This window comes from Streptomyces sp. NPDC037410 (genome assembly GCF_055602235.1).
This window is the reverse complement of record NZ_JBVJWR010000002.1, coordinates 79,359-102,625: the sequence shown is the minus strand read 5'-3', so window position 1 is coordinate 102,625 and position 23,267 is coordinate 79,359. Positions and strand designations below refer to the sequence as shown.

26 protein-coding genes and 1 pseudogene are annotated in these 23,267 nt (G+C 72.4%); 12 read left to right on the top strand and 15 right to left on the bottom strand.

Annotated features, from left to right (window positions below; genetic code table 11):
* Positions 1–228 precede the first annotated feature (228 nt).
* Positions 229–585, bottom strand: a complete 357-nt coding sequence (locus ACZ7HT_RS03430; RefSeq protein ID WP_471159249.1) for a hypothetical protein — start codon at positions 583–585, stop codon at positions 229–231.
* On the opposite strand from ACZ7HT_RS03430, the gene ACZ7HT_RS03425 reads away from it, so the two are divergent.
* Positions 566–760 (top strand): integrase core domain-containing protein, encoded by a 195-nt coding sequence (locus ACZ7HT_RS03425; RefSeq protein ID WP_471159248.1) that lies wholly within the window; start codon positions 566–568, stop codon positions 758–760. The genes ACZ7HT_RS03430 and ACZ7HT_RS03425 overlap by 20 nt on opposite strands.
* Here ACZ7HT_RS03425 and ACZ7HT_RS03420 read toward each other — a convergent pair.
* Positions 757–1,413, bottom strand: coding sequence for a response regulator (locus ACZ7HT_RS03420; RefSeq protein WP_471159246.1), 657 nt, complete (start codon positions 1,411–1,413; stop codon positions 757–759). The two genes, ACZ7HT_RS03425 and ACZ7HT_RS03420, sit on opposite strands and share 4 nt — an antisense overlap.
* The gene (locus ACZ7HT_RS03415) at positions 1,410–2,549 is read right to left on the bottom strand and encodes a sensor histidine kinase (protein ID WP_471159244.1); all 1,140 of its coding nucleotides are present in this window, start codon (positions 2,547–2,549) and stop codon (positions 1,410–1,412) included. The genes ACZ7HT_RS03420 and ACZ7HT_RS03415 overlap by 4 nt, the downstream gene beginning before the upstream one ends.
* A 162-nt stretch (positions 2,550–2,711) precedes the next feature.
* Between ACZ7HT_RS03415 and ACZ7HT_RS03410 the strand changes: the two genes are divergently transcribed.
* On the top strand, positions 2,712–3,170 hold the full coding sequence (locus ACZ7HT_RS03410; protein WP_471159242.1) for a DUF6326 family protein: 459 nt from the start codon (positions 2,712–2,714) through the stop codon (positions 3,168–3,170).
* Positions 3,171–3,302: 132 nt separating this feature from the next.
* On the opposite strand, the pseudogene ACZ7HT_RS03405 reads toward ACZ7HT_RS03410, so the two are convergent.
* From ACZ7HT_RS03405 to ACZ7HT_RS03380, 6 genes and pseudogenes are all read right to left on the bottom strand, one after another.
* Positions 3,303–3,782, bottom strand: a pseudogene (locus ACZ7HT_RS03405) (alpha/beta fold hydrolase); the annotation flags it as partial.
* Positions 3,671–4,453 carry an FAD-dependent oxidoreductase gene (locus tag ACZ7HT_RS03400; RefSeq protein WP_471159240.1) on the bottom strand — a complete coding sequence of 261 codons (783 nt, stop codon included), beginning with the start codon at positions 4,451–4,453 and terminating at the stop codon, positions 3,671–3,673. The pseudogene ACZ7HT_RS03405 and the gene ACZ7HT_RS03400, both read right to left, overlap by 112 nt.
* Positions 4,453–5,031 carry a Dps family protein gene (locus ACZ7HT_RS03395; RefSeq protein ID WP_471159239.1) on the bottom strand — a complete coding sequence of 193 codons (579 nt, stop codon included), beginning with the start codon at positions 5,029–5,031 and terminating at the stop codon, positions 4,453–4,455. The genes ACZ7HT_RS03400 and ACZ7HT_RS03395 overlap by 1 nt, the downstream gene beginning before the upstream one ends.
* 93 nt (positions 5,032–5,124) lie before the next feature.
* Complete coding sequence (locus ACZ7HT_RS03390; protein ID WP_471159237.1) at positions 5,125–5,634, bottom strand: DoxX family protein; 510 nt, start codon at positions 5,632–5,634, stop codon at positions 5,125–5,127.
* A 5-nt stretch (positions 5,635–5,639) separates the two neighbouring features.
* Positions 5,640–6,302 (bottom strand): hydrolase, encoded by a 663-nt coding sequence (locus ACZ7HT_RS03385; protein ID WP_471159235.1) that lies wholly within the window; start codon positions 6,300–6,302, stop codon positions 5,640–5,642.
* Positions 6,303–6,687: 385 nt separating this feature from the next.
* Positions 6,688–7,653: a pirin family protein gene (locus ACZ7HT_RS03380; RefSeq protein WP_471159234.1), complete on the bottom strand. Its 966-nt coding sequence runs from the start codon at positions 7,651–7,653 to the stop codon at positions 6,688–6,690.
* A 76-nt stretch (positions 7,654–7,729) separates the two neighbouring features.
* Here ACZ7HT_RS03380 and ACZ7HT_RS03375 point away from each other — a divergent pair, with 76 nt between their 5' ends.
* The 4 genes from ACZ7HT_RS03375 to ACZ7HT_RS03360 all read left to right on the top strand — a co-directional run bounded on the left by ACZ7HT_RS03375 (position 7,730) and on the right by ACZ7HT_RS03360 (position 10,392).
* Positions 7,730–8,101, top strand: a complete 372-nt coding sequence (locus ACZ7HT_RS03375; RefSeq protein WP_471160036.1) for a tetratricopeptide repeat protein — start codon at positions 7,730–7,732, stop codon at positions 8,099–8,101.
* 51 nt (positions 8,102–8,152) lie between these two features.
* A complete protein-coding gene (locus tag ACZ7HT_RS03370) occupies positions 8,153–8,572 on the top strand; it encodes a DUF6153 family protein (protein WP_471159232.1) in 420 nt (139 codons plus the stop codon).
* 110 nt (positions 8,573–8,682) lie between these two features.
* Entirely contained in the window at positions 8,683–9,321 is a 639-nt protein-coding gene (locus ACZ7HT_RS03365; RefSeq protein WP_471159230.1) for a DUF305 domain-containing protein, read from the top strand.
* Positions 9,322–9,525: 204 nt separating this feature from the next.
* On the top strand, positions 9,526–10,392 hold the full coding sequence (locus ACZ7HT_RS03360; protein WP_471159228.1) for a F510_1955 family glycosylhydrolase: 867 nt from the start codon (positions 9,526–9,528) through the stop codon (positions 10,390–10,392).
* A 6-nt stretch (positions 10,393–10,398) separates the two neighbouring features.
* Here the strand turns inward: ACZ7HT_RS03360 and ACZ7HT_RS03355 are convergent, their stop codons facing one another.
* Positions 10,399–12,060, bottom strand: coding sequence for an amidohydrolase (locus ACZ7HT_RS03355; RefSeq protein WP_471159226.1), 1,662 nt, complete (start codon positions 12,058–12,060; stop codon positions 10,399–10,401).
* 59 nt (positions 12,061–12,119) lie between these two features.
* Positions 12,120–13,523 carry a purine-cytosine permease family protein gene (locus ACZ7HT_RS03350; RefSeq protein WP_471159224.1) on the bottom strand — a complete coding sequence of 468 codons (1,404 nt, stop codon included), beginning with the start codon at positions 13,521–13,523 and terminating at the stop codon, positions 12,120–12,122.
* 152 nt (positions 13,524–13,675) lie between these two features.
* Here ACZ7HT_RS03350 and ACZ7HT_RS03345 point away from each other — a divergent pair, with 152 nt between their 5' ends.
* Positions 13,676–14,296 (top strand): TetR/AcrR family transcriptional regulator, encoded by a 621-nt coding sequence (locus ACZ7HT_RS03345; RefSeq protein ID WP_471159222.1) that lies wholly within the window; start codon positions 13,676–13,678, stop codon positions 14,294–14,296.
* 84 nt (positions 14,297–14,380) lie between these two features.
* On the opposite strand, the gene ACZ7HT_RS03340 is transcribed toward ACZ7HT_RS03345, so the two are convergent.
* Positions 14,381–15,823: a dihydrolipoyl dehydrogenase family protein gene (locus ACZ7HT_RS03340; RefSeq protein WP_471159220.1), complete on the bottom strand. Its 1,443-nt coding sequence runs from the start codon at positions 15,821–15,823 to the stop codon at positions 14,381–14,383.
* Positions 15,824–15,937: 114 nt separating this feature from the next.
* Between ACZ7HT_RS03340 and trxA the strand changes: the two genes are divergently transcribed.
* A complete protein-coding gene (gene trxA / locus ACZ7HT_RS03335; protein ID WP_471159218.1) occupies positions 15,938–16,303 on the top strand; it encodes a thioredoxin in 366 nt (121 codons plus the stop codon).
* Positions 16,304–16,395: 92 nt separating this feature from the next.
* Here the strand turns inward: trxA and ACZ7HT_RS03330 are convergent, their stop codons facing one another.
* From ACZ7HT_RS03330 to ACZ7HT_RS03320, 3 genes are all read right to left on the bottom strand, one after another.
* A complete protein-coding gene (locus ACZ7HT_RS03330) occupies positions 16,396–17,583 on the bottom strand; it encodes a thiolase family protein (protein ID WP_471159216.1) in 1,188 nt (395 codons plus the stop codon).
* A gap of 158 nt (positions 17,584–17,741) precedes the next feature.
* Complete coding sequence (locus ACZ7HT_RS03325) at positions 17,742–18,011, bottom strand: hypothetical protein (RefSeq protein WP_471159214.1); 270 nt, start codon at positions 18,009–18,011, stop codon at positions 17,742–17,744.
* A 172-nt stretch (positions 18,012–18,183) separates the two neighbouring features.
* On the bottom strand, positions 18,184–19,254 hold the full coding sequence (locus ACZ7HT_RS03320) for a LacI family DNA-binding transcriptional regulator (RefSeq protein WP_471159212.1): 1,071 nt from the start codon (positions 19,252–19,254) through the stop codon (positions 18,184–18,186).
* 155 nt (positions 19,255–19,409) lie between these two features.
* Between ACZ7HT_RS03320 and ACZ7HT_RS03315 the strand changes: the two genes are divergently transcribed.
* From ACZ7HT_RS03315 to ACZ7HT_RS03300, 4 genes are all read left to right on the top strand, one after another.
* Entirely contained in the window at positions 19,410–20,681 is a 1,272-nt protein-coding gene (locus ACZ7HT_RS03315; RefSeq protein ID WP_471159210.1) for an MFS transporter, read from the top strand.
* 128 nt (positions 20,682–20,809) lie between these two features.
* Positions 20,810–21,517 carry an alpha/beta fold hydrolase gene (locus tag ACZ7HT_RS03310; RefSeq protein ID WP_471159208.1) on the top strand — a complete coding sequence of 236 codons (708 nt, stop codon included), beginning with the start codon at positions 20,810–20,812 and terminating at the stop codon, positions 21,515–21,517.
* A gap of 14 nt (positions 21,518–21,531) precedes the next feature.
* Positions 21,532–21,762 (top strand): hypothetical protein, encoded by a 231-nt coding sequence (locus tag ACZ7HT_RS03305; protein ID WP_471159206.1) that lies wholly within the window; start codon positions 21,532–21,534, stop codon positions 21,760–21,762.
* An 83-nt stretch (positions 21,763–21,845) separates the two neighbouring features.
* Positions 21,846–23,267: a flotillin family protein gene (locus ACZ7HT_RS03300; RefSeq protein WP_471159204.1), complete on the top strand. Its 1,422-nt coding sequence runs from the start codon at positions 21,846–21,848 to the stop codon at positions 23,265–23,267.

Sequence of the window (23,267 nt, the reverse complement as noted above, 5' to 3'; positions counted from 1 at the left end):
CATCTGCCAGCCGGTCTTCGTAGCCCACCCGTGTTCAGGCCGGTCACGAACAAGGTCAGCATTCAGCTGACCGGACCTGCCCGCACACGAGCACACCCTGGAGAGCGCACCCGCCGATTGCACGACCGGGAACGGCTGCGATACGCCCCTCCCGCAGTCGCGACGACAGCCTCAGGCAGCGGCAGACAGCGGCCGAGGTCAGCAAAAGGTCAGCAAGACGCCAGGGAGTCAACCAACATGGCCACCACCTCGGCGGCCCCGGGCCGGGGTGAGCCTGCTCCGTTCCCGCAGGCGGTGGGCCACGGCCGCCTGCGTCGCCAGGGCGGCCACGGCGTCGTGGACGTTCTCGTCGTCGGTCCACTCCGCGATCGTGTCGCCCATCATGTCCACGAGGAACCGTCTGGTCTCGGTCAGCCTCGGGGACGACCGCACCACGGTGAACGTGTCGCGGGTCTGCGTCTGCGTCTGCGTCTGCGTCTGCGTCTGCGTCTGCGTCTGCGTCTGCAATCTGACGAGCTCGAACCGCGCGCGCAGCGCGGTGCGGTCCGACAGGAGGCCGGAGTGCGTGCGCGGCTGCCTGTTCATCCCACCCGGGGAGCTGTGGCGCAACCCCTTCATCGAGTCCTTCAACTTCATCGAGTCCTTCAACGGTCGCCTGCGCGACGAATGCCTCAACATCCACCTGTTCTGGTCCCCGACCCACGCCAGGGTCACCATCGGCGACTGGAAGGAGGCGTACGACCACGACCGGCCGCGCTAAGCGGCTCTCACGCGTCTGGTGTCGTGTGCCCACATCGCGATCTCGACGCGGTTGCGTGCGCCGAGCTTGGTCATCAACGATGCGACGTGGGTCTTGACCGTGCTCAGGCTGACGAAGAGCTCGGTGGCGATCTCGGCGTTGGTCCGGCCTCGTGCCACCAGCGCGAGCACCTCCTCCTCGCGCTCGGTGAGCGGGTTGCTCGGCTGGACCGGTACCACCGGCGCCTGGTCGGCGAAGGTCGCCAGCAGCCGACGGGTGACGTTGGGGGCGATCAGCGCGTCCCCGTTGGCCGCCGCGTGGATGGCCTGCACGAGGAGCTCCGGCCCGGCGTTCTTGAGCAGGAAGCCGCGGGCGCCGGCGCGTAGGGCGCCGAGGACGTACTCATCGAGGTCGAAGGTGGTGATCACGACGACCGCCATCGGGTCCGTCACGTCTGGCCCGGCCAGGCGCCGCGTCACCTCGACGCCGTCGAGCCCGGGCATCCGGATGTCGACGAGGAGGACATCGGGACGCAGCCGGGTCGCCAGGTCGAGCGCTGCGAGCCCGTCTGCCGCCTCCCCCACGACCTCGAGGTCGGGTTGCGCGCCGAGGATCATCACCAGCCCGGTCCGCACCAAGTCCTGGTCGTCGGCTACGACAACACGGATGCTCATGCCAACACCGCCATCGGCAGCACGGCCTCGACCACCCAGCCGCCCTCGGGCCCCGGCCCCGCGGAGAGCGATCCGCCGAGGAGCTGAGCGCGTTCGGCCATGCCCAGCAGACCGAACCCAGGCTCCGGGGCCGGCCCCGGCTCGGTCTGTCCATCGTCGCTGACACGCAGCCTGACGGCGTCGCCCTCCCGGCGTACGTCGATCGCGACGCGGGTCGCGCTCCGGGCGTGCCGTACGGCGTTGGTCAGCGACTCCTGCGCGAGCCGGTAGAGCGCGGTGTCCACGGGTCGTGCCAGCCGGGCGAACGAACCGTCCAGCGAGACCTCGACGGTAGGCGTCGTGTGGGCGCGCGCCAGAGCAGGCAGGTCCGCGACACCCGGCTGCGGTGAGTAGGCGACGGCTTCCTCCTCACGCAGCACCCGAACCATGGATCTCATCTCCTCCAGGGTTCGCGACGCTTCAGACTCGATCGCGGCCAGGACCTCGGCAGCCTTCTCGGGCTGGATGCCGGCGACCACACCACCGGCCTGCGCCTGCACCGCGATGGCCGAGACGTGGTGGGCCACGGTGTCGTGCAGCTCTCGCGCCAGCGCCACCCGCTCCTGATTGCGGATCTCGCGCTGTTGGCGACGCCAGAGGTCCGCGCGGTAGCGGAACACCACCGCGAGGGCGACGAACAACAGCAAGAGGACGCTCCCGCCGAAAACGTCGGCCCAGCCCGCGGAGGCGGCGTACATCCCCAGCGCGACAACGACTGTCACGAACGCCGTCCCCAAGACGATCTCCCGTCCCGAGCCCCACCGCACCAGGGAGTAGAGCAGGATCAGGACGGCCATCATGGAGTAGAGGTCGAGGTCCCCGGCGTGCGCAGTCAGCTGGAGGACCGAGAGCAGCCCGGCGACCCCCCACCCGACCAGGACGGCCATGAGGGGGCGGCCCCGCCGCCCGAGCAGGGCAGGCATCAGCGCCAGGGCGAGCACCGTCACAAGTGGTCGCCAGGCCAAGCCCGGCCGAACGATGCCCTCGACCAAGGCGGCGGCCGTGAACACGCCCACCAGCAGCCAGTCCGGACGACCGATGGGTGGGGCGTCAGCAGGCCGCGGCTCATGCCAGACGGAGCGCCGGAAAGTGACCACGGCTCCAGCCTAGGCAGCGTCGCGCCTCGGCGTATCCGCCGAAAGAACGAGAGAGAGACCATGCCATCGGCCAGGCGAACCGAAGCCCCCGGGCCGAGGCGCCCGCCGCCGGGCTCAGCGATCGTGGACCCACCGATCCTCACCGCGACGACGGAGCCCACGATGAGAACACGTCAACCCACCACCGCCACACTGGAAGACCAGCGGATCCCACTGAGAGCCAGGCTCGCCGCGACGTGGACCGCCTTCATGTTCCTCTACGCCTACGTGGACATTCTCAACTTCTTCACGCCCGGCGTCGTCAAAGACATCCTCGACGGCAAGGTCTTCGAGTTCGACCTCTCCCAGACCTTTTCGACCACGGCGCTGGCGCTCGTGGCCATCCCCATCTTCATGGTCGTCCTGTCGACGACACTGCCCGCCCGGACGAACCGCATCGCGAACCTCATCGTGGCCTCGCTCTACGTCCCCGTCACGGCGTTCAACGCGGTGGGCGCGTCCTGGCTGTACTTCTACGGCCTTGGCATCGCACTGGAATTGATCCTTCTCGCCCTCATCGTGCGGTACGCCTGGACCTGGCCCCGTACCGTCGGCGACCACGGCGACCAGCCCGGATCGTGAAACCGATCGCGCCCGGCCATCGCCGATCCCAAGCTGCCGACAGCCCCTCGTTCGGGGCCGGGGCAGCCGCTTGAGCGGCGCCCTCGTCCCGGCTGACGCGGTCCCACTCCTGTCGTTGCGACGGCCGGTCGGTCAGCTCGTCGCCCGTACGGCATCTCTGATCAGGTCGGCGACCCGTGTGGGCTCGGACAGGACGACGGCGTGGGAGGCGTCCGGGAGTTCGACGACGACGGCTCCGGCCCGTGCCGCGCCGAAGCGCTGGACCTCGGGGCTGATCGTGCGGTCCGCCCCGGCCACCAGAGCCCAGGACGGTTTCGTCCGCCACGCGGCAGCGGGCGCGCTCTCCGTGAACGCGACCGTGGCGAGGGGGCGTTGGGCCACCGCCAGGACGCCGGCGACATCCTCGGGCACGTCCGCCGCGAAGACGGAGGGAAAGGCCGTCTCCTCGATCGTGACCTCGACCGCGGAGTCGCCGTCGAGGAGCGGGTACGTCCACTCCTTCAAGCTGCCCGCCAGCGGGGACTCGGGGAAGCCCCCCTGGAGCCGGCCGAGGCTCTCGCCCTCGTGGGGCACGTAGGCGGCCACATAGACGAGCCCCACAGGTCGCTCAGCCCCCGGCTGACCTCTTCGCCCGCGCAGGGCTCCCAGCCGGTCAGCAGGGCCTGGTCGCGGACGAGCAGGGTGACGGAGGAGCCGAGCGAGCGCCACGCGGTGGCCATCTCGCAGGCGACCACTCCCCCGCCGATGACGACGAGCCGCTCGGGCACCGCGTCGGCGGTGGTGGCCTGCCGGTTGGTCCACACACCGATCCGGTCGAGCCCTTCGACCGGAGGGAGGGCGGGTTCCGTGCCGGTGCAGACCACGACCGCGCGCCGGGCCCGCAGGGTACGGACCGTGCCGTCGGCTCCGGTCACCTCCACCCGGCGCTCACCGGCGAGCCGTCCGTGGCCACGTACGAGCGCGATGCCCGCACCGTCGAGCCAGTCGGCCTGGCCGGTGTCGTCACCGCGCCCGGTGAAGCGGTCGCGGCGGGCAAGGACCCGCGCCGGGTCGAGTGCGGCCGTGACCGCCTGCCGGGCCCCGTCGACCGAGCGGGCCTCCGCTCGGGCGGCCCCGGGACGCAGCAGGGCCTTGCTCGGCACGCAGGCACGGTACGAGCACTCACCGCCGATCGCCTCGGCCTCGACGACGACGGCGGTCAGCCCCGACCGGACGATCCGGTCGGCGAGGACCTCGCCGGCCGGCCCGCCGCCGACCACGACGACGTCGTAGGTGTCCGCCATCAGCCGTGCACCAGAGGGGTGTCCACGAGGTGCTCGGCCAGGAACCACACCTGTGCCTCGCCGGTGCGGATGACATCGGAGACGAGCAGGTCGGCGCTTCCCTCGTCGCCCTCGCCGGAGAGCCGTGCGGCGGCGTCCCGGGCGTCGATCAGGATCCTCTCGTGCGCGTCGAGGAGCCGCGACAGCATGACGGGCACCGGCTCGACGCCGTCCGGCGGCCGGGGGATCGACGTCAGCTCCGCGACGTGGCGCGGGTCTCCGACGGCGACGCCGCCGAGGCTCTGGACCCGCTCGGCCAGCGCGTCCACGATGGCCAGTTGGGCCTCCGCGTGTTTGTCGAGCATGAGGTGGAGCGAGTAGAAGGTCGCCCCGCGCATGAGCCAGTGGTGCTTCTTGTAGAGGGAGTAGAGGATCTGCGTGTCGGCGAGGACGCGGTTCAGCCGCTGGCAGGCGTACATGCGGGTGTCGTGGCCGAGGCCGATCGGCAGCTGCTTGAGCGTGCCGAACGCCTGGGTCTCGGCGCCCTTCTGGTGCAGCAGCGGCTGACCGCCGCCGTGCGGAGACGTGAGGGTGTCCATCGAGTACTCCTGTACAGGGAGAAGTGGGGGGGTGGGCCCGGCCGCCCGGTCGGGGGTACGCGGCCGGCCGGACCCGGTCTGCGTTGCTCGCGCTCAGCGCTCGGCGATCGCCGGGGCGGCGGGGGGCCGGTGCAGGACGAGCCGGGTGAGGAGTCCGCTGCCGAGACCGGCCACGAGCGTGAGGGCGGCCCACCACAGCGGGTACGGAGTGAGGCCGAGGGCCGCGTCGAGGGACCAGGCGCCGGGGCCGGTGGCGGCGAGCGCGGCGGCGGTGCCGACGAGGACGAGCGGATACTCGTATCCGTCGTTCTGCACCCAGAGCCCGTGGCACCACTTCACGGTGAGGGCGACGGTCATGACCCCGATGACGCCGGTCGCGGCGAGGGGGGTCAGGAGGCCGACGGCGAGCAGCAGGCCGGAGCCGATCTGACCAGCGCCCGCCGCCAGGGCGGTGAGGGCGCCGCCGCGGAAGCCGTCGCCTCGGAACTCCTCGGTACCGCCTTCGAGTCCCTTGCCGCCCAGATGCCGGCTGACCTTCTGCACACCGTGCCCGGCGACGAGCAGTCCCACCAGCAGACGCAGGATCAGAATGCCGGTGTCCACGGGGGTCAGCCGGCCGCGTGCGCGCCGATGACCGACTGCGCGTACACGACGCCCAGGCCGTACGCGCCCGCGTGGGCCTTGACGATCTCCATGACGGCGCCGTACGTCTCCTGGCGCGCCCAGTCGCGCTGCAGCTCCAGGAGGACCTGGACCCAGGTCACGGGGACGGCGCCGGCGGCGATCATCCGCTGCAGCGCGTGCTCGTGGGCGGCCGGCCTGACGCCGCCGGAGGCGTCGGTCACGACGTACACCTCGTAACCCTGCTCCAGCGCGGAGAGCGCGGGCAGCACCAGGCAGACCTCGGTCCACAGGCCCGACAGGATGATCTTCTTGCGCCCGGTCGCCTTGACCGCCGCGACGAGCGCCTCGTCCTCCCAGGCGTTCATGGTGGTGCGGTCGGTGATCTCGTTCTTGGGGAACACCTCGGCGAGCTGCGGCAGCAGGGGGCCCGAGAAGGACTCGGCAGCGACCGTGGTCAGGACGGCCGGCACGTCGAACGCCTTGGCCGCCTTGGCGAGACCCACGGTGCTGTTGATGATCGCGGCCCGGTCGCCGCTGCCGGTGCCGAAGAACATCTGCGGCTGGTGGTCCACGAAGAGCATGACGGAGTTGTCGGGCGTGAGCAGGTCCTTGCTCGGAGCGGCCTGTACCTTGGCGATGTCGAACATGAGGGGTCCTTTCGAAGCAATCGGTAGCGCGCCCGCCGCGTCCGCGGCTGGGCACTTCTTCAAGCTACGAGCGACCCGAACGACCGCGTTGACCTCCTGCGCCCAGGAGTTGGCACGACAGCGCACCACCGGTCAGGGACGAGAGCCGCGCAGTGTCACCAGCCCGAACTCGGCAAGGTCGCGACGCCGATCCCCGGAGGTGATCAATGTCAGCATTCAGCTGACCAGACCCGCTCAGACGTGAGCACATCCTGGAAGCACACCCGCCTACTACGCGACTGGGAGGGGGCTGCCACACGTCCCCCTCCCACACTCGCGACGACAGCGACGGGCGGGCCCAGGCATCCCCTCACCCTTGCATCGACTCCAGGGAGAAAACCCCAGGTCAGCGCACCCGGCCTCGCGCCTTCAGCTGGGTAGCCGGGACCTCCGGGGCGTCCAGCCGGTCGCCGTCGTACCCCTTCACCTCGCCGAAGCGGGAGCCGGTCATCCAGTCCTCCCTCGCCTGTCGGATCTCCTCGTCCGTGCGGCCCACGAAGTTCCACCACATGACGAGTTCCTCCTCGAAGGGCTCGCCGCCGAGGAGCATGAGGCCCGCGTCCGAGAGGGCGTGGAGGGGGAGTTCTGTGCGGCCGCAGCCGAGGTAGAGCATGGAGCCGGGCAGGACGGGGACGCCGTCGACACGGGCCTCGCCGGACATGGCGAGGACCGCGTACTCGAAGTCGGGCTCCAGGGGCAGGTTCGTCTCGGTGCCCGCCGCGAGGGCGAGGTCCGCTCCGACGAGCGGGGTGTACGTGGTGCCGGGCGAGGTCGCGCCGTCGAGGGTGCCGAGGATGACGGTGGCGGTGAGGCCCGGGGCGGTGGCCTGGGGCAGTTCGGCGTGGTGCTGGAAGTGGGGTTCGACGTGCCGGTGGGTGTCCGGGAGGGCGACCCAGAGCTGGGCCCCGTGCAGGAAGCGGGCGTGCGGCCGGGGGCTCTCCTCCGAGTGGGAGATCGCCCGGCCGGAGGTCATGAGGCCCAGTTCGCGCGGCCGGATCGTCTGGAGGCTGCCCGTGGAGTCGCGGTGCAGCACCTCGCCCTCGTGGAGCCAGCTGACGGTCTGCAGGCCCATGTGCGGGTGCGGCGGTACCTGCATGCCGGGCTCGTCGGCGATGTCGTCGGGGCCGTAGTGGTCGACGAAGGCCCAGGCTCCGACCATCCGCCGGCCCAGGTTCGGGAGCAGCCTGCGTACCTCGGTCGACTCGCCGAGCTGAACGCGGCGGGGGCTGAGCAGCTCCCGTACCGGTTCCGCGACGACGAAGCCGCGGCCGCCGCACACGGTCAGCGCGGACTGACGATCAAGATTGCTCATGGCGCTCAACCCATCCTTGGTGGAATGTTCAACTAGACGGCGGTGTTGACCTGGTCGACACCCCACAGGGTGGCAGATCCGGAGCTCTGGAAAGGGAGAGCAAGTGAGCGACACGTACTACGAGTTCGGAACGGCCGGGGAGCGCTGGGACCGGGCACAGCTGTTCTTCGACGCGAAGGAGTACGGAACCGCCGTCCGCATCCTGCGCGGCCTCGTCGCCGAGCACCCGGAGCAGACGGCCCAGCGGCTCCTCCTCGCCCGGGCCTACTACCACTCCGCGCAGCTCTCCCGCGCCGAGACCGAGCTCCGCGCCATCCTGGAGCGCGACCCGGTCGAGCACTACGCCCGCCTGATGCTCGGGCGCGTCCTGGAGCGCCAGGGCCGCAAGGACGAGGCCGCGCCGCACCTGCGGATGGCCGCCGCCATGACGGGCGAGACCCTGACCTGACGCGCGGCTGATACCCCCGCACGGTATATTCGGCGGCCGGGAGGCCTGGCTGTGCGTACACACCGAGCGGAACGCGGTGCACGAGCAGGAGGTGCCATCGGGCACCTCCTGCTCGTCGCCGTGCTCGCCCTCGGGGTGTTCCTCATGCACACCGTCGGTCATCCCGAGGGCTCCGGCGGCGGCATGGAGCCCGCTTCCGCCTCCCACCACAGCGCCTCCGCGCACGTCGCCGCCCCGCACGACCAGGGGGACCCCGACGCCCGGCACCAACCCGGTTCCGGGATGGACATGACCACCCTCTGCGTGGCCGTCCTCGGCGCCTGGCTGCTCGCGGGGCTCCTCCGGGCCGCGCTCGGACGCCGTCCCGACTGGCTCGCCCTCCTCCTCACGCGCCTCACGCCCGCGCTCGGGCCGCACGCCCCTCCCCCACGGCCCCCGGACCTCGCCCAGCTGTCCGTCCTGCGGATCTAGACCGAACCCGACGCGCACGCCACGGGTCGCTTTCCGATGCCCCTCCCTCGCGCGTCTCCGGTCTCTTCTTCTATCCGCCTGTACGTACACACAGCACACGAGGTATCACCATGCACGCCTTCACCTCCCGCACCACCCGCAAGCTCGCCCTCGTCGGGGCGCTCGCCGGAGCCGGACTGCTCCTCACCGCCTGCGGCGGCAGCGACGACGGCATGAGCGGAATGGACCACGGCGGCATGTCCGCCACGTCCTCCGCCACCGCCTCCGCCTCGGCTCCCGCCGTCGGCGCGGACTCCGCTCCCGGGGCCTTCAACGACGCGGACGTCATGTTCGCGCAGATGATGATCCCCCACCACGAGCAGGCCCTGGAGATGGCGAAGCTCGCCGACGGCCGGGCCGAGGACCCCGAGGTCAAGAAGCTCGTCGCCGCGATCGAGCAGGCCCAGGACCCGGAGATCCAGAAGATGGAGTCCTGGCTGAAGGGCTGGGGCAAGCCGGAGTCCGCAGGCCACACCATGGGCGGGATGATGTCCGACCAGGACATGAAGGACCTGGCCGCTGCGAAGGGCAAGGCCTTCGACCGGAAGTTCGCCGAGCTGATGATCGCCCACCACGACGGCGCCGTCGCCATGGCGAAGGACGAGCAGAAGAGCGGCGGCAACGCCACGGCCAAGAAGCTCGCCGACGACGTCGTACGGACCCAGTCCGCCGAGGTCGACCAGCTGAAGAAGATCCTCGACCGGCTCTGATCCATCCCGCAGACCAGCGGTTGCCGATCCATCCCGATGACCAGCGGCTGCCGACCCGGCGCGTGCATCCGGTCCCGTGGACCAGGAGGCCCCCCGGACCGGAAGCCCGCCGAGCCGGCTCGCCCGTCCAGCCCCCGGCGGCCCGCCCCCATCGGGGCGGGCCGCCCCCTTCGACGTACCCCCTCACCCCCTCGCGAAAGAACCATGAACCGGTACTTCCCCCGCCTCGCGGCCACCGCCGCCGCGGCCGCCCTCGCCCTGACCCTCACCGCCTGCTCCGGGGACGCCGACCCCGACACCTCCGGCGCCGGCAGCTCCGCCCTCAGCCACATCCACGGGCTCGGGCTCCGCGGCGGGACCCTCTACGTCACCACCCACCAGGGCCTCCACACCCCGGACGCCGACGGCCGGCCGGTGCTCGTCGGTGACCGCCGTGACGACTTCATGGGGTTCACCGTCACCGCCCGGGGCGACTTCCTCGCCAGCGGGCACCCGGCCCCCGGCAGCGACGGGCCCGCCGACCTCGGGCTCATCGCGTCGACGGACTCCGGCCGTACCTGGCGCGAGAAGTCCCTCGCGGGGAAGGTCGACTTCCACGCGCTCGACACCGCGTCCGACGCCACCGTCTACGGCTACGACAGCGCCCGCGGCCTCCTGCGGGTCAGCGCCGACGGTGTCGCCTGGGAGGACCGCGCCTCGCTGCGCGCCCTCGACATCGCCGTCTCCCCCGCCGCCCCGGGCACCGTCCTCGCGACCACCGAGACCGGCGTGGTCCGCTCCACGGACGGCGGCAGGACCTTCGCGCCGGCCTCCGAGCGGGTCCTCGCGTACGTCTCCTGGGCCGCGCCCGACGCCCTCTTCGGCATCGACCCGGACGGCGTCCTCTTCCGTGGGACGGACGGGGGCACGTCCTGGACCCGGGTCTCCCCCGTGCCCGGCGGGGCCCCGCAGGCGCTCACCGCCGTCGACGCCCGCCGGCTGCTCGTCGCCACCCAGGACGGGGTGTACGAGTCACGGGACGGCGGCCGCCGCTTCGACCGGCGCATGGCGGTGGAGTCCGGGGACCACTGAGGCGCCCTACGCCTCGCCCCGCCGGTCCACGACCACCTCGCCGCCGACCACGACCGTCTCCGCCACCGTGCCCGGGATCTCCTCCGGGGCGATGCGGAGGATGTCACGGGAGAGGACCACGAAGTCGGCCAGCTTGCCCACCGTCAGCGAGCCCCGCTCGTGCTCCAGGAAGTTCGCGTACGCCGAGCCCCTCGTGTAGCCCTCGACGGCGGTGGCGACGTCGATCGTCTCGCCCGCCGTCCAGGCCTCGCCGCCGCCGGGCGGGCGGCGGGTGACAGCGGCGTGGATGCCGACCATGGGGTCCATCTCGGCGACGTTCCAGTCGCTGGAGAGGGCGAGGACCGCGCCGGCCGCGTGGAGGCTGCGCAGCGGCCAGGCCTTGTGCCAGCGCTCGGGGCCGACGTTCTCGGCCCAGTCCTGGCCGGGTCCCGCGATGTCGGGGGCGGCGTGCCGGGGCTGCATGCAGGCGACGACGCCGAGCGCGGCGAAGCGCGGGGTGTCGGCCGGGTCGAGGCACTCGACGTGGACGACCTGGTGGCGGGCGTCGCGCGGCCCGTTGACGGCGCGGGCCCGCTCGACGGCGTCGAGGACGGTACGGATGCCCCGGTCACCGGTCGCGTGGACGAAGCACTGGAAGCCGCGCGCGTCGAGCCGGGTGAGCAGCTCCGCGAACTCCTCGGGCGGGTAGAAGGTGTCGCCGCGGTGGTGGGAGCAGCCGGCGTACGGCTCCAGGAGGGCGGCGGTGCGGGGTTCGACGACGTCGTCGATGTACAGCTTGAGCGGGCCGACCCGCAGCCGGTCGTCGGCGTACGCGTCGGCCGCCGTCTCGAAGGCGTCGAGGTCCTCCTCGGTGGTGCCGCGCGGGTGGAACAGCGCGGCGACGATCCGGGAGCGCAGCCGGCCCTCGTGGCGGGCGCGCTCGTAGAGGGCGAGGTCGTCGAGGGAGTTCTGCGGTTCGACGACGGTGGTGATGCCGTAGCCGATGGCGTCGTCCAGGCTCTTGGCGAGGCGTCCGTACTGCCGGTCGGTCGAGGCCCAGGGGAGGCCGAGCTCGCGGAGGGCGCGGTGGCCTTCGCGGGAGAGGCCCTTGACGGCGAAGTCCTTGACGAAGCCGGTGGGCTCGCCGGTGGCGGGGTCGGTGACGGCCCGTCCGAAGGGCGGTTCGGTGTGGTCGCGGTCGACGCCGAGGCGGCGGAGGGCGGCGGTGTTGAGCCAGGCGGTGTGGACGTCGTAGCTGAGGACGAGGGCCGGGGTGTCCCCCGTGGCCGGGTCGAGGTCTGCGGCGGTGGGCATCCGCCCGTCCGGGATCGCGGAGTAGTCGAAGGCCTCGGCCTCGATCCACCCGGCGTCGGGGTGGGCCGCGTGCCAGGTGCGGATGCGCTCGTGGATCGCGTCGAGGGTACGGGCTCCGGCGAGCTGGACGCAGGCGTCGTCGGAGCCGAGGCGGACGTGGTTGTGGGCGTCGACGAAGCCGGGCAGGACGAGCCGCCCGCCGGCGTCGAGGATCCGGGTGTCGGGGCCCGTCCAGTCGGCGGCTTCGGCGGCGGCGCCGATCCAGACGATGCGGCCGGCGCGGACGGCGAGGGCCTCGGCCTCGGGGAGCGCCGGGTCGACGGTGTGGATGCGGGCCCCGGTGAGGACGAGGTCGGCGGGGGCGGTGCGGTTCATGGCGGCAGAACTCCGTGTCGTACAGGACGTAGAGGGCGTACAGGGTCGTACGGGGTTGCTTACTGGACGGGGGCGACGGTGCGGCGCGCGAGGAGCACGTACACCACGGCGGAGACGACGGCGCCGAGCAGCGTGAGGTCCGCGCCGCCGAGCGGGGCGACGAGGGGGCCGGTCCACAGCTCGGAGTCGCAGGTGAGCGCGGAGAAGGCGAGGCCCGCGAGGAGGGCGGTCATGCCGGCCGGGTGCCAGCCGGAGCGGTACCAGTACGCGCCGCCGGTGTCCGCGTGCAGGCCGGCGGAGTCGTAGGTGCAGCGGCGGAGCACCATGTCGGCGAGGAACACCCCGCCCCAGGGGGCGAAGACGATGATCAGGAGGGAGAGGAAGGAGAGGAGCGAGGTCGTGAAGTCGGCGAGGAAGAGGGCGCCGAGGGAGCCGGCGGCGGTGACGGCCGCGCTGATGACGATGGCGCGGGCGCGGCTCCAGGGGATGCCGAGGACCTGGAGGTTCAGGCTCGACGAGTAGAGCGTGATGATCGAGTTGGTGACGGAGCCGCCGAGCACCAGGGCGAGGAAGAGGGGCTGGAACCAGCCGGGCAGGAGGCTTTCGGTGCCCGCGACGGCGTCGGTCATGTCGGCCTGCGTCGCGGCGGCGACCCCGGCGACGCCGAGGGCGACGGAGGAGACGAAGCCGCCGAGTGCGCCGCTCCAGGTGACGGCCCTGAGGCTGGTGGTGCGGGGCAGGTAGCGGGTGTAGTCGGCGGGCATGGGGAGGTACGAGAAGGGGCCGGCGAGCATGACGACGAAGGCGAGGCTCCAGCCGGAGGCGCCGGGCGCGGCGGCGGGGGCGGAGGTGTCGGCGCCGGGCAGGACGAGGACGAGCAGGGCGGCGAACCCGGCGGCGAGGACGTACGCCATCCAGCGTTCGGCGAACTGGACGGTGGCGTGGCCCCAGAGGGCGACGACGAAGGTCAGCGCGAGGGTGACGGCGAGCGCGAGGGCGCGGGCGGCGTGTCCGCCGTTCCAGCCGAGGTCGGTGAAGAAGGCTTCGAGGGCGAGGGTGCCCACCACGGTGTTGACGATGGTGTAGCCGATGCTGACGATCCAGTTCAGCAGGCCGGCGGGCCAGTTGCCGCGGCGGCCGAACGCGGCGCGGGAGATGACGAGGGTGGCGGTGCCGGTGCGCACGCCGCTGAGTCCGGCCGCGCCGATGGCGAGGAACGAGAGGCCGCCGAGGACGACGACGGCGGTGGCCTGCCAGAAGGAGAGCCCGAAGGCGACGGCGAGGGCGCCGTTGATGACGTAGGTGAAGGTGAGGTTCGAGCCGAACCAGAGCCAGAAGACGTCCTTGGCCCCGCCGTGGCGTTCGGCGTCGGGGATGGGGTCGATCCCGTGTTCCTCGACCTGGAAGACCTCGTCGGTCGCTGTCCGGCCCGTGGTGCCGGCCGCCGTGTCCTGTTCGAGCACACCGCACTCCTGTCTTGAATGTCGTTCTAAGTCTTAGAACGGCATTCAAGATGTGCGATGGGTTCAGGCCACGTCAAGACCCTCAGAGGTTGCGGTTAAGGTCGATCACGAAGGAAGCGGAACAGTGGAACAGCGGGACGGGAGCGGCGGCTGTGGCAGGCACGGCACGACGGCGGGACGGGAACGTCACGCAGGAGCGGATGCTGGAGGAGGCCATGGCGGCGATCGCCGAGGACGGCCTCGCCTCCCTCACCATGTCGGCACTCGCCGAGCGGATCGGCACGAGCGGCGGCCACATCCTGTACTACTTCGGCAGCAAGGACCTGCTGCTGCTCGCCGCCCTCCGGTGGAGCGAGGCCGCGCTCGCCGAGGAGCGGCGCGCGCTCCTCGCCCGGCGGATCACGGCCGAGCGCAAGCTCGACCTCTTCCTCCGGCTCTACCTCCCGCGCGGACCGCGCGACCCGCGCTGGACCCTGTGGATCGAGCTCTGGGCCCGCACCCCCGGCAACCCGGCGCTGCGCGAGGCCCAGGCCGAACTGGACGCGGGCTGGCAGGAGGACCTGGAGGCCCTGCTCACGGCGGGCGCGTCGCGCGGGCGTCTCGCCCCGCTGGACGCCCGCGCCCGCGCCTCCGAACTCCTGGCCCTGCTCGACGGGTTGAGCACCCGGGTGGTCCTCGGCCAGGAACCGGGCCGGGATCCCCGGCCCGCCCTGGAGATCGCGCGCTCGGCGGCGCGCGCGCTGATCCCCGTCAACGCCGGGCCGGGCACATGATCTCCGTTAACGTCAACGTCAACGCCGAGCCGGGCACGGGATTTCCGTCAACACCGCATCAGGCAGCGGGGGAATGACAGTGCGTCAGCCCCGATAGGCCTCCAGGAGCCGCAGCCATGCCTCGCTCAGCGTCGGATACGCGGGAACCGCGTGCCACAGGCGGGAGATCGGCACCTCTCCCGTGACGGCGATCGTCGCCGAGTGGAGCAGCTCCCCGATGCCGGGCCCGACGAACGCGGCCCCGAGGACCACCTCCCGGTCCAGGTCGACGACCATCCGGGCGTGCCCCCGGTACCCCTGGGCGTACAGGCCGGCCCCGGCGACGGACCGCATGTCGAGGTCCACGGCCCTGACCCGGTGTCCGGCGCGCTCCGCCTCGGCGAGGGTGAGCCCGACGGCGGCCGCCTCCGGGTCGCTGAACACGACCTGCGTCACGGCCGCGTGGTCGGCGGTGGCCGCGTGGGCGCCCCACCGCCCGGTGTCGAGGGACGCCTCCCCCCGGGCTCGGGCCGCGATCGCGGCGCCCGCGATCCGCGCCTGGTACTTGCCCTGATGGGTCATGAGCGCGCGGTGGTTGACGTCGCCGACGGCGTAGAGCCAGTCGCTCCCGTCGACCCGGAGGGTGTCGTCGACGTCGAGCCAGGAGCCCGGTGTCAGGCCGACCGTCTCCAGGCCGATGTCCTCGGTGCGCGGCTTCCGGCCGGTCGCGAAGAGCACCTGGTCGCCCTCGACGTGGTCGCCGCCCTCCAGGACCACGGTGACCGGTCCGGTGCCCCTGTCGCGTACCACCGCGCTCACCGCCACGCCGGTACGGACGTCCACGCCGCGCGTGCTGAGCGCGGCGGCCACGTGCTCGCCGAGGAACGGCTCCATGCGCGGCAGCAGCCCCCCGCCCCGTACGAGCAGGGTCACCTTCGAACCGAGGGCCTGCCAGGCGGTGGCCATCTCGACGCCCACCACTCCCCCACCGACCACGACGAGCCGCTCGGGCACCCGGTCGGAGCTGGTCGCCTCCCGGCTGGTCCAGGGATGCGCCGCGGGCAGTCCCGGCAGCTCCGGCAGGAGGGGGCGGGTGCCGGTGCAGACGGCGACCGCGTGCCGGGCGGTGAGGACGTGGCGCTCGCCCTCGGGACCCGCGACCTCGACCCGGCGCGGCCCGTGGAGCCGTCCGTGGCCCCGGTAGACCTGGACGCCGATGGAGTCCAGCCAGTCGACCTGGCCGTCGTCCTTCCAGTGCCCGACGACCTCGTCCCGGTGGGCGAGGACCTCCATCGCGTCCAGCGGCCCGTAGACCGACTCCCGCAGCCCCGCCACCTTGCGCGCGTCGGAGCGGGCGATCGCGGGGCGGAGCAGCGCCTTGCTGGGCATGCACGCCCAGTACGAGCACTCGCCGCCGATCAGCTCGCTCTCGACGATCGCCGCGGTGAGGCCGCCGGCCCGCACCCGGTCGACGACGTTCTCGCCGACCGGGCCCGCGCCGATCACCACCACGTCGTACGCGTGCTCGTCTTCCACCGTTCGTGTCATGGCTCCCAGTCTGGTGCCCGAGGCACGGAATAGCGCGGCTCGATACGCCGTTGTGCCGGGCGAGTCCCCAGGGGACCGTGAGGACACCGCCAGGAGACCCGAAAGGTAGGCAGCATGAGCACCGTAACGCTCACCAAGGACAACTTCGACGAGATCGTGAGCGGGAACGAGTTCGTCCTCATCGATTTCTGGGCATCCTGGTGCGGTCCCTGCCGTCAGTTCGCCCCCGTCTTCGAGGCGGCGTCCGAGCGGCACCAGGACCTCGTCTTCGCCAAGGTGGACACCGAGGCGCAGCAGGAGCTGGCGGCCGCGTTCGAGATCCGCTCGATCCCGACCCTGATGATCGTCCGCGACAACGTGGCCGTGTTCGCGCAGCCCGGCGCGCTGCCGGAGGCCGCCCTTGAGGACGTCATCGGGCAGGCCCGCAAGCTCGACATGGACGAGGTCCGCAAGTCCATCGCGGACGCGCAGGCCAAGTGACCCACGGCGAGGGGGGTACGGGAGACGCTCCCGTACCCCCCTCGTGTCGTGCCGGGAGTCCGCGCGGTGTCAGCGGCTCCAGGAGCGCGGCGTCAGCGCTCCAGGACCAGGGCGAGGCCCTGCCCGACACCGATGCAGAGCGCCGCGAGGCCCGTGCCGGAGCCGGCCGCGGCGAGCTGGTGCGCCACCGAACCGGCGAGCCGGGCGCCCGACGCGCCCAGCGGGTGACCGATCGCGACGGCTCCGCCGCGAGGATTCACGATTTCGGGGTCCAGTTCCGGCCATTCCGCGAGGCAGCCGAGCGACTGCGCCGCGAAGGCCTCGTTGAGCTCGAAGGCCGTCAGGTCGGCGAAGGAACGCCCTGCCTTCCGCAGGGCCCGGCTGACCGCCTCGACCGGGCCGAGGCCGAAGAGCTGGGGCTCGATCCCCGTGACCGCGGAGGTACGGATCCGGGCGAGGGGCTCCCGGCCGGTCTCGCGCAGCCCGTCCTCGTCGACGAGGAGCAGCGCCGCCGCGCCGTCGTTGAGTGGCGAGGAGTTGCCCGGCGTGACCGTGCCGCCCTCGGTGCGGAAGGCGGGCTTCAGCTTGGCGAGGGCCTCCATGGACGTGCTGTCGCGGATGCACTCGTCGCGGGTCAGCTCCACCCCGGGGTACGGGACGACCTCGTCGTCGTACAGGCCCTTCGCCCAGGCCTCGGCCGCCTTCCGGTGGCTGGCGAGGGCGAAGGCGTCCTGCTGCTCGCGGGTGATGGCGTGCTTGTCGGCGACGAGCTCCGCGCCCTCGCCGAGGGAGACCGTCCACTCGGCGGGCATCCGCGGGTTCGTCATGCGCCAGCCGAGGGTCGTGGAGTGGAGCTGCTGGTGGCCCGCGGGGAAGGCCCGCTCGGGCTTCTGCAGGACCCAGGGGGCGCGGGACATCGACTCGACGCCGCCCGCGATCGCGACGGACGCGTCGCCGAGGGCGATGGCGCGGGCCGCCTGGATGACGGCCTCCAGGCCGGAGCCGCAGAGGCGGTTGACGGTGACGCCGGGGACCGTGACGGGCAGTCCGGCGAGGAGGACGGCCATGCGTGCGACGTCGCGGTTGTCCTCGCCCGCGCCGTTGGCGTCGCCGAAGTAGACGTCGTCCACGCGCGCGGGGTCGAGCGCGGGCGAGCGGTCGACGAGCGCGCGGACGACATGGGCCGCGAGGTCGTCGGGGCGGACGGAGGTGAGGGCGCCCCCGAACTTCCCGATCGGGGTGCGGACGGCGTCGACGATGTAGACGTCGCGGATACTCATCGGTTCTCTCTCCCACGTGACCTTCGGAACGACACTGTTCGCCTGGTGAAGCAATCTTCGCTCCATTGGGCGCGCAGAGTCTCTGCCCCGCGGCCCGTCGTGTCAACGGGCCGATTCCGGAAGCCGGGGAGGTGGGGACGCGGGGAGGTGGGGAACGGTCAGTGGGCCGCGGCGGGGCGGGCGAGGGCCGTGAGGCCGTAGTCGAGCTCGTGGCCGTCGACGAGCAGCGCCTCGACGACGCCCGTCTCGGGGTCGATGTCGGCCCGGATGCCGTGTCCCTCGTAGATCGGGTAGCCCGACTCGCCGTGGCGGCCGGTGGCCTCGACGACGGCCGTGCGGACGGCGCTGTCCTCGACGGCGGCACCGCCGCGGTCCTCGACGTGCTCGGGCACCAGCAGGATCTCGAACCGCTTCGGAACTGTGCTCATGCACCGAAGCTAAGCGCTCGCCTGCACTCCTGCCGCACGGCGGCCTGCGCCGGACCTCCGATGGGCTCCCGCCGGACGAGGGCCTCACGGCGGAGCTCGGATCGACTCCCGCCAGACGAGTGCCTCACGGCAGAGCTCGGTTCGGCTCCCGCCTGGCAGCCGCGCCCGGACCTCAGCTCGACTCCCTCCGGACGATGCGTGAGTCGAGCAGGTCGCGGGAGACGGGCGGGGCGTCCTGTTCCCGTACGGCGTGGTCGACCAGCTCCGCCAGCTCCCGTCCTCCCACCATGTCGATGCGTACGGTGCTCAGCCGGGGCCGCAGCAGCCGCCCGAGGAGCAGGTCGTCGGCGCCGACGACGGCGGTCTCGGCGGGGACGGAGATCCCGGCGTCCTGGAGCGCCCGCATCAGGAGCATCGCGTACTCGTCGTTGTACGCGAACACGCCGTCGAGCCCGAGCTCGCGCCACCGCGCGGCCAGCGCGTCCGCCGACTCCTCCTCGTACCGCAGCGGCAGGGGTACGACGGTGGCGCCGGCGCGCTCGGCGGCGCGCCGCGCGCCGTCGAGGCGGGGGCCGGAGAACATCCCGAGGCCCGGCTCCTCGGGTACGACGACGCCGATCCGGCGCCGGCCGGTCTCCAGGAGGTGTTCGGTGGCCGCCTCGCCGACCCGCCCCTGGTCCATGACGAGGGCGTGGGCGCCCTCCACGCGCTGGGTGCCGAGGGTGATCACGGCCCGGGCCCCGGACCGCTTGAGGATCTCGACGCCCTGCCCGGTGAGCTCGACCTCGCCGAGGGAGACCACGGCGACCGGGCGCAGCTCGGCCCAGGCGCGGGCGGCCTCCTCGGCCTCAAGGCCGACGCTGCCGTACTGCACGACCGTGTAGTCCAGGCGGCGCAGGGCCCACTGGAAGTCGTGGAAGAACTGGCTGTACAGCGGGCCGACGGGGACGTGGGAGCTCGGGATCAGCACCATGCGGCTGTGGCCCGCGCGCAGGCTGCGGGCCGCGGCGTGCGGCACGTAGCCCAGCTCCTCGGCCGCCTCGCGCACCCGCTGCCGGGTGGGCTCGCTGATGCGGACGGCCGAGGTGTTGTTCAGGACGTACGAGACGGTGGCCCGGGAGACGCCCGCGAGGCGCGCGACATCGGCGCTGGTCGGGACGGCGCGCCCGGCCCCTGCGGCGGCGCTGGTCGGGACCGCGCGCCCGGAGGAGCGTTCGGGGGACTGTTCGGTTGGCTGGCTCATCGATCCGGCATCTTTCCAGAACGATCCGGCCGCGGGTCTGGCGGATGGCCGGAATGGGGTGCTACACAATGCTTACACCTGTCACTGACACGTGTCACCTCCCGTTCAATCCGCCTTCTCGCCCCCGCACCGGGCGATCTCCCCAGGAGGGCACAGTGGCCCTTTCCTCCCCCGGCCCCGCCGCCGGCACCGGCCCCGCCACCGGCACCGCCGTCCCCGGATCCCCCGCCGCACCCCGGGCGACCCGCGGCCTGCTGCCCCTGCTCCTCGCCGGCAACACCGCGATGTACGCCCTGTACATAGGCGTCCCCGGCATGCTCCTCGCGCTCCAGATCGAGGACATCGACCCCGCGGGCAAGGTGGCGAACTTCGGCCTGGTCTCCGGCATATCCGCGATCTTCGCCACCGTCTTCAACCCGGTCGCGGGCGCCCTCTCGGACCGCTCGGGCCGCCGCAACCCGTGGATCCTCGCCGGTGGCCTGCTCGCCGTCCCGGTGATGCTGCTCCTCGGCAGCGTCCACACGATCCTGCTGGTCACCATCGTCTGGTGTCTGGGCCAGGCCGTCATGAACGTCTACCAGGCCGCCCTCACCTCCGTGGTCCCCGACCGGGTCCCGACGGCAGCCCGCGGCAAGGCCTCGGCCGCCGTCGGTCTCGGCCTCCCCATCGGCTCCACGATCGGCGCCCTCGTCGGCGCGGCCTTCTCCGAGCACTACCGCACCGGCTACCTCGTCTTCGGCGCGATCGTCGCCGCGACCGCCGTACTGTTCACCACCTGCGCCCGCGAGGAACGGATGCCCCCGAAGCCCCCGCTGCCGGTCGGGCAGCAGCTCGCGGCCTTCGGCAGCGCCCTCAGGAACCACGACTTCCGCTGGGCGTTCATCGGCCGCGCCCTGCTCGTCCTCGGCTACTTCGCCGTGGCCGGCTTCCAGCTGTACATCCTCAAGGACCACACCGACCTGCCCGCCGGGCTGAGCGCCGAGGAGGCCGTGGCGATCCTCATGCCGCTCAACTCCGTCGCCATGGTCGTCTCCACCGTGCTCGGCGGCTGGCTCTCGGACCGGTTCGACCGCCGCAAGCTCTTCGTGGGCGCCTCCGCCGCGCTCGCCGCCGTCGCGCTGCTCATCCCGGCCGTCAGCAGCAGCTGGCCCGCGATGCTGGCCTTCTCCGTCGTGAACGGCCTCGGCTTCGGCTGCTACATGGCCGTCGACACCGCCCTGGTGACCATGGTGCTGCCCAAGGCCGAGGACGCGGCCCGGGACATGGGCGTCCTCAACGTCGCCAACGCCGGCCCGCAGATCGTCGCCCCTTTCGTGGCCTCGCTCATCGTGTCGCTCAGTGGCGGATACACGGCGCTCTTCCTGGTCGCGGCCGTACTGTCGGTACTCGGCGCGCTGGCCGTGCGCCCCATCCGCAGCGTGCGCTGACCCCGGTCGCCGCACGCACGTACGATCCGGAGCGGGCGCCGCCCCCCGGCCGGCGCCCGCCACGCACCATCCGCAGCGTGCGCCGACCACCGTCGGCGCACGCCGAACACCGCAGGAGAGGCGGCACCGTGCGCCTGCACACGACCACCTGGGGATCCGGTGACCGGACGGCCCTGCTCGTCCACGGCATCATGGCCGACCACCGCACCTGGCGCCGGGTCGGACCGGCGCTCGCGGAGCGCGGCTACCGGGTGATCGCCGTGGACCTGCGGGGGCACGGGGCGAGCGACCGGGCGGCGGGCCCGGAGGCGTACCGGCCCGAGGACCACGCCGACGACCTCGTCGCCTCCCTCCCCTCCGGTGCGGACCTGGCCATCGGGCACTCGCTCGGCGGGCTCGTCCTCGCCGGGGCGGTGGAGCGTCTGGCGCCGGCCCGGGCGGTGTACTCCGACCCGGCCTGGCGCCTGCCGGCCGGTCCCTGCGGCTACCAGGCCGACCTGTTCGTCCGGGGCAAGGCGCTGACCCGGGAGCAGATCAGGGCGTTCAACCCGCACTGGTCGGACGAGGACATCGACATGGAGATGGCGTCGGTACGGGACTGGGACGAGCGCAGCGCCCACGGTCTGACCCCGTTCGTGGGAGCCGACCTGTGGCCTGCCCGGCCCGTGGTGCCCTCGCTCGTCACCCTCGCCGACCCCTCCGCCCTCGTCCGGCCGGAGCACGCCCGGATGCTGGAGGACCGCGGATTCGAGATCCGTACGGTGAAGGGCGCCGCGCACACCATCCACCGGGACGAGTTCGACGGGTTCATGTCCGCCCTGGACGGCTGGATCTGACGTACCGTTCAGGCATGGACGACACGTCGATGGACAGCTCGATGGTGGGACTGCCCGGCCGCGTGACCGGCACCGTCGGCCCCGGTCTCGTCGGCGAGGTGATCGTCCGGATCCGCGGCGGCGCCGAGCACTTCCTCGCGTATCCCGCCTCGCCGAAGGAGCGGATCGAGGTCGGCACGGTCGTGATGGTCATGGAACATCTCCCTCCGCGCACGGTCTATGTCACAGCTGCGTACGACAGTTGACCGAACCGTTGAGTGCGCGCCCGCCACGGGCGCACACTCCCTCCACCGGATCCGCACGGCTCCGGTGAAGGGGGACCTTGTCCATGAGCATCGGCATTCTGGCGGGCGTCGTCGTCGGCGCGCTCGCCGTTCTGATCGGTGTGTTCAAAATGATGTGGCGCGTCGCGGAACCCAACGAGGCGCTGATCATCTCCGGTTCCAACCACAAGAACGAGGGCCTCGGCGCGGGGATGGGATTCCGCATCGTCACCGGTCGCGGCACCCTCGTGCTCCCCGGCGTCCAGGCGGTACGGAAGCTCTCGCTGGACCTCAACGAGACGCAGCTGTCCGTCGAGTGCGTCACCCACCAGGGCATTCCGCTCAAGGTCCGCGGTGTGGTGATCTTCAAGGTCGGTGACGACTTCGTGTCGATCGCCAACGCCGCCCGCCGATTCCTCGACCAGCAGAAGCTGATGTCGGAGCGGGTGCACATCGTCTTCGCCGGTCATCTCCGCGCCATCGTCGGCGGGTTGACCGTGGAGGACATGATCCGTGACCGGGAGAAGCTGACCGGGCAGGCGCGTTCGGCCTGTGGCACGGAGATGGAGAAGCTCGGTCTGATCGTCGACTCGCTGCAGATCCACGAGATCGAGGACCCCACCGGGTACATCAAGAACCTGGCCGCCCCGCACGCGGCCGCCGTCCAGCGGGACGCGCGGATCGCGCAGGCGGAGGCGAACCGGCGGGCGACCGAGGCCGAGCAGCAGGCCGCGGCGCGCATGTCCGAGGCGACCCGCGACAGCGAGATCCTCCAGGCGGGCTACCAGGCCGAGCGGGACCAGGCCTCGGCCCGGGCCCGGCAGGCGGGACCGCTCGCCGACGCCGCCTCGCGCCAGGAGGTCGTCGTGCAGGAGACCCGGGTCGCCGAGCTGGAAGGTCACCGCAAGGAGCAGCAGCTCCAGGCGGAGGTCCGCAAGCCCGCCGACGCGATGGCGTACGAGACCCGGACGCTGGCCGCGGCCGAGCGTGACGCCCGGATCTCGGCCGCCGAGGCCGAGGCGAAGGAGACGGAGCTGGCGAGCGCCGCCAAGGCGACGGCGACCCGGCTCACCGGTGAGGCCGAGGCAGCGGCGCAGCACGCGAAGGGTCTCGCGGTCGCAGAGGCCACGCGCGCGAAGGGCCTGGCGGAGGCCGAGGCGATCAAGGCGCGGGCGGCGGCGCTCGCGGAGAACCAGGAGGCCGTGGTCGCACAGCAGCTGGCCGAGAAATGGCCGGAGATCGTCTCCGCGGGCGCCTCCGCCTTCGGGAACGTCGACCAGATGGTGCTGCTCAACGGCGCCGACGGCATGGCGGACGTCTTCGCCAAGGCGCTGACCATGGGCGGGACCGGTCTGGGTCTGGCCCGGCAGCTCCTCGCCACGATGAGCCCGGCGGCGCAGGAGAAGCCGGGCGGGGCGGCACTGCCGGTGCCGCCGGCGCAGCGCTCGGAGGAGAGCGTGGAGATCCCGGTGGTCGACGGCCGGTAA